Origin of the sequence: Oceaniglobus indicus (genome assembly GCF_002751875.1) — a bacterium.
GTDB classification, from domain to species: domain Bacteria; phylum Pseudomonadota; class Alphaproteobacteria; order Rhodobacterales; family Rhodobacteraceae; genus Oceaniglobus; species Oceaniglobus indicus.
In genome coordinates, this window is record NZ_NMZM01000011.1 from 81,448 (window position 1) to 92,148 (window position 10,701).

Sequence of the window (10,701 nt, forward strand, 5' to 3'; positions counted from 1 at the left end):
CGGCAAAAACCGAACATTTCGCGTTGTTTGCGCTATCACGCGGGCCTGCCCTGTTTTGTTGGACATTTCCGCCTGTCGCTGCTTATGTCCGCGACATGATCGGGTCCGGCCCTGTGTCGGACATCGCATCGCAATTCCGAATCCCAGGGAGGTTTCCGATAATGGATCGTCGTTCTTTCATCCGCACCGGCGCGCTTGGCGTCGGGGGGGTCGCGCTGGCCGCGCCCGCCGTGGCGCAAGGCAACATCACGTGGCGCATGGTCACGACCTGGCCCAAGAACTTTCCCGGTCTCGGCGTCGGTGCCCAGCGTCTGGCCGATCGCATCACCACCGCCACCGGCGGGCGTCTGACCGTTCAGGTGTATTCCGCCGGAGAGCTTGTGCCGCCCCTGCAATCGCTGGATGCCGTCATCGACGGCACCGCCGAGATGAGCCACAGCGCCGCCTATTACTGGCAGAACAAATCCCCCGCGCTGAGCTTCTTCACCGGCGTGCCCTATGGCATGACCACCCCCGAGCTGACCGCGTGGGTCCGCTTCATGGGCGGTCAGGAGATCTGGGACGAGATCTATGACCAGTTCGGCGTTCAGGGCTTCCTGTCGGGCAACACCGGCACCCAGACCGGTGGCTGGTTCCGTGACGAGCTGAAAAGCGTCGAAGACGTCAAGGGCATCCGCTTCCGCACGCCGGGCCTTGGCGGCCGGGTCTGGGAAAAGCTGGGCGCGACGGTGACGAACATGGCCGCGGGCGAGATCTTCCAGGCGTTGCAGTCGGGCACGCTGGACGCCGCCGAATTCGTCGGCCCCTACAACGATCTTGCGCTTGGATTCCACCAGGTCGCCAAGAACTATTACATGCCGTCCTTCGTCGAAGCGGGCCTCGCGACCGAACTGGTCGTGGACAAGAAGAAGTACCAGGAACTGCCCGACGACCTTCAGGCGATCATCCGCGATGTGTCGCAGGCGGAATACGATCAGGTTTCAGCCGACTTCATGGCCAACGACCCACGCGCCCTGAAGACGCTGGTGGACGATCACGGCGTCATCGTCCGCAACTTCCCCGATGACATCATGGAAGCCGGTGCGAAGGCCTCGGTTGAAGTGATCGAGGAGCTGCGCAACAGCGACGATCCCTTGGTGAAGAAGACCACCGAAAGCTTCATCGAGGCGCTGAACCTGGTGCGGACCCGGACCGAGAAGATCGATTCGCCCTATATCCGTGCGCGTGAACAGTATCTGAAATACTGATGCCGCGGTGATCGGCGCGGGGGGTGTCGTGACACCACCGCACCCCTTGCCCGATCCGGCGCACAGCGCACGAGGGAGAAAGGCGCGACAGGCAGGCCCCCTTGCAGAACGTCGGCGGGGGTGCCGTTATCCTGAAGCGCACCATGCGGGGCTTGTGGAAACACTCGCCCCGTTTTTTCTTTCATTGTTTACGCTTTTGCCCGCACCGTGCCAATTTTTGGTCGTATTCCTCTGCATAACCTGCGCCGGGCAGTGAAGGTCACAACGACCACACGCAATCAGGAGCAGGCACATGACGACCCCCACGAAATTCCGGATCACCACAGCCGTCTTCTTGCTATTCGGGCTGGCCGGGTGTTCCGGGGGCGGTGGAAACGGCGCAGCAGGCCCGGTCGCGGTTCCCGATGAGGTGCCCGAAGCGAACGAACGTCCGGTCGATCTGGCATCGCGGGCCCGGATGAACAACGACCTGAGTGGAATGCTGAACGTCTACCGGCCAAGCGCCATCACCAGCTGGGAAGATTCCGGCGACCGGCCCCGTTCGGGCACGGGAACCTATAACGGCATCGCAGGCTTCAACAGTGACGCTTCGACCGGCGGCCGGTCGTCCGAGATCGTGGCGAACATGGCCATGACGTTGTATTTCGGATCGGATGACGTGAACGGCGCGATGTGGAACTTCCACGATACCGACGGAACGCAGGCGGGCGGCAGCGTCCAGTTGACCGGACGGCTGGGTCACAGCGGCCCGGGCGGCCCACAGGGCGAAGCCGGCGCATACCGCGATTCCATCGTCCGGGTGAACGGCGCGGGCACACTGGACTGGGGCGATCACGACCAGGAACTGGATATCGGGATGAGCGGTTTCATTCTGGAGGGGGCCGATGCCGTCGGCGGCACGATTTATGGCACCTCGACCATCGACGGGGACCAGACCGATATCCTCGGCGATGCCGTGCTGGAAAGAGATACGTTGTCGAACCCGGTTCAGCGCTGAGGCTGCGGCGCGGCCTCTAACCCGCGATCAGCCGTGGCAGCCAGGTCACGATGCCGGGAAACGCGAACAGGATGGCAATCGCCACGATCTGGAGAACGACGAACGGCAGGATCCCCCTGTAGATGGCGCCGGTTGGCAAATCGGCCGGCGCCACACCGCGCAGATAGAATAGCGCGAAACCGAACGGCGGCGTCAGGAACGAGGTCTGCAGGTTCACTCCCACCAGCACACCCAACCAGACCGGATCGACATCCAGCATCAGCAGCACGGGCGCGGTGATCGGGATCACGATGAAGATGATCTCGAACGTATCCAGGATGAAGCCGAGGAAGAACATGATCGCCATCACGACCGCAACAGCGGCCAGCGTTCCGCCCGGCAGGCTGGACAGGAATTCATGCACCAGGTTGTCGCCGCCCATCAGGCGGAAGACCACCGAAAACACCGACGCCCCCAACAGGATCACGAACACCATGGATGTGATGGTTGCCGTGCTGATCACCGTCTGACGCAGGATCGCGAAAGACAGCCGCCAGCGCAACGCCGCCAGAACCATGGCGCCGACCGCGCCGACCGATGCGGCCTCGGTGGGCGTGGCGATGCCGCCCAGGATGGATCCGAGAACCGCCAGAATCAACAGAAGCGGCGGGACCAGTGCCACGACCACCTCGCGCGCCAGGTCCTTCTTCTGGTCTGGCGGCACCGGCGTGGCGGGACAGGATTGCGGATCGCTCACCGCCTTGAAAATCACGAACAGCAGGTAAAGCCCGACCAGCAGGAAACCGGGTAACAGCGCGCCCGCGAACAGATCGCCCACCGACACGGGAACGGGGGCAAAGTTGCCCTTTTCCATCTGCACCTGTGAATTGATCCCCGACAGCATGTCGCCCATGAAGATCAGCACGGTGGAGGGCGGCACGATCTGGCCCAATGTGCCCGACGCACAGATCACGCCCGTGGCCAGTTTCGGATCGTATCCCGCCCGCAGCATGGCAGGCAGCGAAATCAGCCCCATCGTCACCACGGTCGCACCAACAACGCCGGTGGACGCGGCCAGCATCGCGCCGACCAGGATGACCGAAATCCCCAGGCCGCCGCGCAGGTTGCCGAACAGCTTGCCCATCGTCATCAGCAGTTGCTCGGCGATGCGGGAACGTTCCAGCATGACGCCCATGAAGATGAACAGCGGCACCGCCACCAGCACCTCGTTGGTCATGAACCCGATGTAACGGTTTGGCAATGCGCCGAAATTGGACGGATCGAACACGCCCAGCCACATTCCGACCGCGCCGAACATCAGCGACACGCCGGCCAGGGTGAACGCCACCGGAAAGCCAAGCAGCAGAAAACCGATGATGCCGAAGAACATCAGCCCCGACAGGGCCTCTCCGATCACGACAGGATCCATCAATGCGTTCCTTCGACGGCGGCAGTGGCGGCATCCGCCGGCTTGATCGGGTATTGCATGACCTCGGGCACCAGATCGCACCGCCCGCCCAAAACCAGGACCGACCGGCAGATCAGCGCGATCCCCTGCAACGCCAGGAGGGCCACGAAGACGATCACAAAGCTCTTCAGGATATAGAGTCCCGGCATGCCTCCGACGTTTGCCGACCCTTCGGCGTAAGACCAGGCGCGCATGACAAAAGGCATCGAATAGAGATAGACAACCGTGCAGAACGGCAGCAGGAACAGCAGGGTACCGGCCAGGTCGACGATGGCCCGCGTCCGGACCCGGGCCGGACGATAGAAGATGTCGACGCGGACGTGGTCATCGCGCATCAGGGCGAACCCGGCGACGGCGGTGAACATCGCACCGTTCAGCCAGATATACAGATCCTGCATCCAGACATGGCTGATCGCGAAGACGTATCGTTGCACGACGACGGTGAAGCAGACCACGACAATCCCGAGAGACAGCCACGCGAACACCTGCCCGATGATCCCGTTGATCCGGCAGATCACCGCTGCTGTCGCGCCGATCAAACGCATCGTCGTCTCCGTTTCCTGGTTGTGTGGCGCCCGTCCGGCATGCCGCGCCTTATTGCGCGCGACCTCAAAGCGGTCAACAGCAAGCGACGCGGAACGTGCATGTGGGCGCGCTGGTCCCGGTGCACGGTTTATTAACATAACTCTGATTATGAACCGTTATCGACAGGCCCCTTGGGGCCTGGCGATGATCGGCGGTTCAGTCGTTCAGAACCGCCATGCTGTCGGCGTCCCAGCCGATCCAGACCGGCCCATCCCCCAGGGTGCTGCCCGTGGCAGTGTCGACATAGGCCTTGAGAATCGCATCGCCGGCGTTTTCCACCCGCACGTCCAGCGCCATCCGGCTGCCCAGGAAGGTGCTGCCGATGACGCGCCCCTGAACCGCGTTCTCGGTTTCCGGGCGCACCTTGCCGAACCCCAGCCGCTCAAGACGGATCGAAGCCGTCGCCGGCCCCTGCGGAAGTTTGCGGCCCGGTGCAACGTGCCCGCGCAGGGTCTGGCCGTGCCAGTCCATGATGACGTCGTTGCCTTCCATGCCGCGCACCGTAGCGTTCAACAGGTTGGTTTCGCCGATGAACTCGGCGACGAAACGGCTGGCGGGATGGAAGTACAGCTCTTCCGGCGTGCCGTCCTGTTCGACGCGGCCCTTGTTCATGACGACGATCCGGTCCGACATGGTCAGCGCCTCTTCCTGATCGTGGGTCACGAAAAAGAACGTCTTGTGGGTGCGGCGCTGAATCGATTTCAGTTCCTTCTGGACCTGCCCGCGCAGTTTCGCGTCCAACGCGCCCAAGGGTTCGTCCAGCAGCAACAGCGCCGGATCCGGCGCCAAGGCGCGCGCCAGGGCAACGCGCTGGCGCTGGCCGCCGGACAACTGACCGGGATAGCGGTCGCCATATCCGTCGAGTTCGAGGAACGTCATGATCTCGTCCAGCCGCGCCTTGATCGCGGCCTTGCCCAGCCCCTTGAGTTCAAGGCCGAAAGCGATGTTCTGGGCCACGGTCATATGGGGAAACAGGGCGTAATCCTGGAACACCATGTTCACGTTGCGCCGGTCGGGCGGCAGGCGCGTCACATCCTGCCCATCCAGGATCACGCGGCCCTTGTCGGGGGTTTCGAACCCGCCAAGAATGCGGAGCGTCGTGGATTTGCCACAGCCCGAAGGGCCGAGGAACGTCACGAATTCACCCTGCGCGATGTCCAGATCAAGGTCATGCAGCGCGACCGTCGAACCAAAGCTCTTGGTTATGCCATCGATGCGAACAAGGGGGGAAGTGTCGGTCATGGTTTCGAATCCTTGTTCATGCGGCGGGTAAAGCGTTCGGCCCAGATGCCGATGGCAGCGGTGACGATCAGGGCGACCGTGGCTATGGCGTTGATCTCGGGCGACATGCCCGATCTCAGCTTGGCGAAGATCAACACCGGAAGCGTGGGTTCATATCCGCCGAGGAAGAACGAGCGGACGAAATCATCGAACGACAGCAACAGGCAGAAGATGCTGGCGCCAAGGATCGCAGGAACCAGGTACGGCAGCGTGATGCGAAGGAACACCACCATCGGATCGGCCCCCAGATCGCGCGCCGCCTCAAGCTGGCTCTTGGGCAGGGTCGACAGGCGGGCCATGACGACCAGCACGACGAAGGGCACGTTGTGCACGGCATGGGCCCAGACGATGGCGCCCATTCCCGGTTCGATCCCCAGACCCCGCGCATAGATGCGGAATGCGATGGCGGAAATGATCCCCGGCACCAGCGCCGGCATCACCGCCAGGCCGAACACGACGGGGCGGCCGACGAACTTGCGCCCTTCCAGCAGGACGGCGATCCAGGTGCCGACAAGGATCGACACCAGCGTGGACAGCACCGCGATGGCGATGGAATAGCCGAAGGCCGACACCACCGCGCCGTCGTCGAAGACGCCGGTATACCAGTCCAGCGTCCAGGACCGGATCGGGAAGCCGATGAACTTGCTGTCCTTGAATCCCATCAGGATCATCAGGGCCAGCGGCACGAAAACATACAGGACGAACGCCCAATAGATGCAGGACATGAAGATGCGGCTGCCGCGGGTCATTTGGTGTCTCCCTTGCGCATCGCCTTGATGATGCGTTGAAACAGAACCGTCAGCAGCAATGCGGCGGCGAACATGATCGACGCGAAGGCGGCGCCGGTCGGCCATTGGTCGCCCGCCGTATGGAAGAACCCGGCGATGGTCTGGGCGAACACGGTGGTTGACGGGCCGCCCAGCAGGATCGGCGTGGCGTAAAATCCGGTCGAGATCAGGAACACCAGCGTGCAGCCCGATCCGATCCCCTCGAGCGTCAGCGGCAGGGTGATCCGCCGGAACCGCGTCCAGGGCCCGGCGCCAAGGTCGGCCGCCGCCTCGTTATAGCTGGTCGGCAGTTTTTCCAGCGCGGAATACAGCGGCAGCAGCATGTAGAGCGCGGTCAGATAGACGATGCCGACGCCCATGGAAAAACTGGTATACATGAACGGGATCGGCCGGTCGATCAGGCCCAGCGTCTTCAACACCAGGTTCAGCGCACCGGTGTTGCCGAGCAGGATCATGATCGCATAGGTGCGCACGATTTCACCCACCCAGAACGGGATCAGCAACAGCAGAAGCATCAGCATCTGGTTCTTGCGGCTGACATGCCGGGCCAGGAAATACGCCACCGGATAGGTCAGGACGAGGGTGCAGAAGGTGAAGACGAAGGCAAAGGCCAGCGTGCGGAAGAACGGTTGCCAGAAGATGCTGTCGCCGAAGAACTTGATGTAATGTTCCAGCGTCAGATACGTCTCGGTATCCGGGGCCACGGGATAGGCACTGGTCAGGCTGACGCGCAGCATCTGCACCATCGGGCCCAGGTGCTGGGTCAGCACCCAGAGCACCGGAAAGATCGCGAGGATCAGGAACTGCCGCCGGGGCGAGCCGTAGATGACATTGACGACCGCGCGATACGGGCTCCACCGTGTCATGCGGCCCCAGAAGGGCAATGTGTCGGGCGTGCCCGGCGCGGTGCGGGTCTGGACGGCGTCGCTTGGCATGATGCTCTTTTCGGAAGGGTCAGTCGGGTCGAACGAAATCAGGCATCCACCCCCGCCAACAGCGGGGATGGACGAAGAACGGCAGTGATCAGGCGGCCTTGATCGCTTCGACGGCCGGATCCATCAGGCCGTATTTCAGCTCGTTCTCCTCGGCGCGGAAGAACTGCAGGTTGGCCAGTTGCTCCTCGGGGAACGACGTCGATTTCTTTTCCAGCTCGTTCAGATACTGGTCCGCGCCCTTGTAGGTCGAGATGAAGCCCGATGCCTTGGTCATCGCCGCGCCGATTTCGGGCGACGACAGCAATGCATCGAGGAAGGTATAGGCGTTGTCGCCGTTCGGCGCGTTCTTGGCGATGTTGAAGGTATAGACAAAGCCATAGGATCCTTCCTGCGGGATGCTCATCGCCAGAGGGAAGCCATCGTTGATCAGTGCCGCTGCCGGACCGTTCCAGCTGTGGCCCAGAAGGATGTCCTGATTGACCATCATCTGCTGGAATTCCGCACCACCGTCATAATACTTCCGGACCAGCGGCTTCTTGTCGATCATGAACTGCTTGACCTCTTCCATGATCTCGGCGGCCCGGGCGTGATCGTCGGCATATTCGATGAAGTTGCCGTCGTAGCCCATCATCAGCATCACGATCGACAGCATGTCCTGGATGATATAGGCGGTCTGACCCTTGTATTTCTCCGAGAACAGGGTGTCCCAGGTCTGGGCTTCCTCGGCGGTGACGTAATCGGTGTTGTACGACAGCACCTCCATGCCCGACAGGATCGGCGCACCCCACTTTTCGCCGTTGATCGTCGACCAGTCGGATTCCGAGAATGTCGGGTTGATGTTGCCCCAGTTGCCCAGGCGACCGGTGTCCAAAGGCGCCAGCAGATCGCTTTCGATGAACTGGAGGAACCGGTGGCCGGCAACGGTCATGATGTCGACGGTCGGGTTCGGCTGTTCGGCGGCCAGCAGGTTGAACTGCTTGCCCTGGTCGTCGACCAGGCGGACGTTCACCTTGATGCCGGTTTCGGATTCGAACTGTTCCTTGAACGCCTTCGGGACGAAGTCGTTATAGGTCCAGATGTTCACTTCGCCCGATCCCTGCGCGTGCGCACGACGCAGATACGCCGGGCTGGCCAGCAGGCCGCCAGCGGCAGCGGTGCTGCCGATAAAGCCGCGACGGTTGAGGATTAGCTTGGTCATCGTGTCTCTCCCTATTGAGAAGTGTCGTCTTCACGACGCCTTGGTGGCGCCGCCGGTTGGCAGAAGGCCGGTTCGCGCGGCCTTCTGCAGATCGTCCAGTGTAAAGCGCGACAGGTCCAGCGCGTTCAGCAATTCATTCTCGGCCATGAAATCGCGGCCATACATTGCCGAAAAAATGCGCACGCCTGCCTCGTGCAGATGCGCGGGCTTGCCCGCCAGATTGCCCAGGACCACCGTCAACGCCAGACCATAGGGCACATCCTCGGTCACATAACGGCTGTCGGCGGTGGCGGGTCCGGTGCCGCCGTTGCCCTGCGCATGCATCTGCTGGTTCATTTCCGAAATCGACGCGACCGGAACGTGGAACGACAGGTGGAAGTGTTCGAAGATCGTGCGCACCTCCAGCCCCAACGCCTGTGCGATGGCGATCCGCTCGGCGTCCAGTTCTTCCAGCAGGCGGCCGACGTTGGGGGTGACGTTCTGGCCCTGGCTCCACTCCTCGCCGCGTTCCATGCGGGTCATGTTGCCAAGGGCGATGCCCATGTGGTTCTGCGGGTTCAGGTTGGACAGCGATATCGCAAGCAACCCGTCGCGCACCATGAACCGGTCGCCGAACAGATCGCGGCACAGCTCCAGTCCGGCGTCGGACGCGGTGTCCGGTACGGTGCAGATGTCCACCCGGCTGCGGATGGTGTTCACCTTGGTCGCGGTGCCCGATTGCCGGCGCCCGGTGACGATGGTGGTGCCCCAGGCCGTGACCGGCGCATCGACGCCGCGCGCCGCCAATGCCTGGCGCAGATAGACCGCGCCGAACGAGGCATGGGACGAGATGATCACCGGCTGTCCGTCGCGGATATGCGGGATCAGCGCGTCCAGCGCGGTCTTGTGGCCGTATCCCGGCAGCACGATCATCAGGACGTCGTTTTCATCGGCCAGCATCTTCGCGCTGTCGGCGATACGGGGGGTCAACGTGGTTTCGACTGCGCCGGTGGCGGTCAGGGTCGCCCCCTGCCCCAGATCGGCGATGCCCTTCCCGGACGGTGACCACAGCATCGGATCGTGACCGTTCTGCGCCAGCAACGCCGCCGTGCAGAACGCCACCGATCCCGCGCCCGCCAATCCGACCTTCCGTGTCATGCCATCATCCTTTTTCATGCCGCGTCTTTCATCGCGCGCACAAAGCCCAATTTCCCCAGATGTTTCAACCCGGGTTTCCGGGGGTGCATCACGATGGGTCGCCGCGGCGGACCGGGTCGCCCAGGACGTGCATCAGGCGGTTGGCCCAGCCGAACAGCGCGGTGGACAGGATCAGATCAAGAATCTCGGCGTCGTCCAGACCGGCATCCTTCAGGGCCGCCATGTCGGTCGGCCCGGCTTCGGACGGCGCCTTGGACAGTTTCAGCGCGAAGGCAAAGATGGCGCGGTCACGGGGCGACAGGTCGGCATTGGCGCCGGCGGCAAAGATGCGGTCGGTGACCTCCTCGCTCTTTTCGATTTGGGCGTGGCGGCTGGCATGAACGGCGGCGCAATAGATGCAATGGTTGATCATCGACGCGCCGATGGCACCCAGCTCGCGCTCGGACCGCGACAACCCGCCCGGATCATACATGATGCCGTTGAACAGCGGCGAGCGCACCTTCAGCGTCTCGACGTCATGGGCCAGGACCAAGACGTAATCCGACACCTTGGTATTCGACGGCGTGACCTGAAGCGCATCAAGCTGGGCCTCGGTCGCCTCTTGCAGATCGACGGGTTTCACACGCGGCTGCCATTCGGGCACGGTGCGGGTCCACTTGGTGACCACACGGGTATTCTCGGTCATTGGCTCGCTCCCATCAGGCGAAGGCCGGCGATCAGGCGGATCTGATAGGCGAGGAACGCGTTCAACTCGGCCAGCCGCACGATGTCGGCATCGCTGACGCCGGCGGATTTCAGGGCCTCCACATCCTCGGCGCGGACCTGCGCGGTATGCACCGCCACCTTGTCCATGAAGGCCACGATGGCGTCCAGGCCCTGGGCGCGGCCATCCTGACCCGGATCGGCCAGCGTCGCATCGCCGGTGATGCGCGCGCCATAGCGTTCGGCCAGGTCTTCTTCGGTGTTCAGTCGCGCAATCCGGGCCGCCAGCGCGGCGCGCAGATCATGCGAGATCCCGCCGGGATCCGCCGGGGCCAGAACCGCATCTTCGGCGGTCTGCGTCATCTCGAAGATCTTCGCGCGCCC

Annotated in this window: 11 protein-coding genes; 2 read left to right on the forward strand and 9 right to left on the reverse strand. The window is 63.0% G+C overall.

What is annotated here, in order from left to right:
* Nucleotides 1–161 precede the first annotated feature (161 nt).
* Entirely contained in the window at nt 162–1,247 is a 1,086-nt protein-coding gene (locus CFP68_RS15935) for a TRAP transporter substrate-binding protein (RefSeq protein ID WP_099827937.1), read from the forward strand.
* Between the two features lie 292 nt (nt 1,248–1,539).
* On the forward strand, nt 1,540–2,244 hold the full coding sequence (locus tag CFP68_RS15940) for a hypothetical protein (RefSeq protein ID WP_099827938.1): 705 nt from the start codon (nt 1,540–1,542) through the stop codon (nt 2,242–2,244).
* A gap of 16 nt (nt 2,245–2,260) precedes the next feature.
* Here the strand turns inward: CFP68_RS15940 and CFP68_RS15945 are convergent, their stop codons facing one another.
* From CFP68_RS15945 to CFP68_RS15985, 9 genes are all read right to left on the reverse strand, one after another.
* Nucleotides 2,261–3,652 (reverse strand): TRAP transporter large permease, encoded by a 1,392-nt coding sequence (locus tag CFP68_RS15945; protein ID WP_099827939.1) that lies wholly within the window; start codon nt 3,650–3,652, stop codon nt 2,261–2,263.
* Nucleotides 3,652–4,236, reverse strand: coding sequence for a TRAP transporter small permease subunit (locus tag CFP68_RS15950; RefSeq protein ID WP_099827940.1), 585 nt, complete (start codon nt 4,234–4,236; stop codon nt 3,652–3,654). The genes CFP68_RS15945 and CFP68_RS15950 overlap by 1 nt, the downstream gene beginning before the upstream one ends.
* A gap of 196 nt (nt 4,237–4,432) precedes the next feature.
* Nucleotides 4,433–5,518 carry an ABC transporter ATP-binding protein gene (locus tag CFP68_RS15955; protein ID WP_099827941.1) on the reverse strand — a complete coding sequence of 362 codons (1,086 nt, stop codon included), beginning with the start codon at nt 5,516–5,518 and terminating at the stop codon, nt 4,433–4,435.
* Nucleotides 5,515–6,306 (reverse strand): ABC transporter permease, encoded by a 792-nt coding sequence (locus CFP68_RS15960; RefSeq protein WP_099827942.1) that lies wholly within the window; start codon nt 6,304–6,306, stop codon nt 5,515–5,517. Before CFP68_RS15960 ends, CFP68_RS15955 begins: the two co-directional genes overlap by 4 nt.
* Nucleotides 6,303–7,280, reverse strand: a complete 978-nt coding sequence (locus tag CFP68_RS15965) for an ABC transporter permease (RefSeq protein WP_099827943.1) — start codon at nt 7,278–7,280, stop codon at nt 6,303–6,305. Before CFP68_RS15965 ends, CFP68_RS15960 begins: the two co-directional genes overlap by 4 nt.
* Before the next feature lie 88 nt (nt 7,281–7,368).
* On the reverse strand, nt 7,369–8,478 hold the full coding sequence (locus CFP68_RS15970) for an ABC transporter substrate-binding protein (RefSeq protein ID WP_099827944.1): 1,110 nt from the start codon (nt 8,476–8,478) through the stop codon (nt 7,369–7,371).
* Nucleotides 8,479–8,508: 30 nt separating this feature from the next.
* Entirely contained in the window at nt 8,509–9,615 is a 1,107-nt protein-coding gene (locus CFP68_RS15975; RefSeq protein ID WP_099827957.1) for an NAD/NADP octopine/nopaline dehydrogenase family protein, read from the reverse strand.
* An 88-nt stretch (nt 9,616–9,703) separates the two neighbouring features.
* On the reverse strand, nt 9,704–10,300 hold the full coding sequence (locus CFP68_RS15980; protein WP_099827945.1) for a peroxidase-related enzyme: 597 nt from the start codon (nt 10,298–10,300) through the stop codon (nt 9,704–9,706).
* On the reverse strand, nt 10,297–10,701 hold a 405-nt coding region (locus tag CFP68_RS15985), incomplete at its 5' end, for a hypothetical protein (RefSeq protein WP_099827946.1). The genes CFP68_RS15985 and CFP68_RS15980, both read right to left, overlap by 4 nt.

Coding starts and splice junctions, on each gene's coding strand:
- CFP68_RS15940 (WP_099827938.1), top strand. CDS start 1,540: ATGACGACCCCCACGAAATTCCGGATCACCACAGCCGTCTTCTTGCTA.
- CFP68_RS15935 (WP_099827937.1), top strand. CDS start 162: ATGGATCGTCGTTCTTTCATCCGCACCGGCGCGCTTGGCGTCGGGGGG.
- CFP68_RS15970 (WP_099827944.1), bottom strand. CDS start 8,478: ATGACCAAGCTAATCCTCAACCGTCGCGGCTTTATCGGCAGCACCGCT.
- CFP68_RS15975 (WP_099827957.1), bottom strand. CDS start 9,615: ATGACACGGAAGGTCGGATTGGCGGGCGCGGGATCGGTGGCGTTCTGC.
- CFP68_RS15950 (WP_099827940.1), bottom strand. CDS start 4,236: ATGCGTTTGATCGGCGCGACAGCAGCGGTGATCTGCCGGATCAACGGG.
- CFP68_RS15980 (WP_099827945.1), bottom strand. CDS start 10,300: ATGACCGAGAATACCCGTGTGGTCACCAAGTGGACCCGCACCGTGCCC.
- CFP68_RS15945 (WP_099827939.1), bottom strand. CDS start 3,652: ATGGATCCTGTCGTGATCGGAGAGGCCCTGTCGGGGCTGATGTTCTTC.
- CFP68_RS15965 (WP_099827943.1), bottom strand. CDS start 7,280: ATGCCAAGCGACGCCGTCCAGACCCGCACCGCGCCGGGCACGCCCGAC.
- CFP68_RS15955 (WP_099827941.1), bottom strand. CDS start 5,518: ATGACCGACACTTCCCCCCTTGTTCGCATCGATGGCATAACCAAGAGC.
- CFP68_RS15960 (WP_099827942.1), bottom strand. CDS start 6,306: ATGACCCGCGGCAGCCGCATCTTCATGTCCTGCATCTATTGGGCGTTC.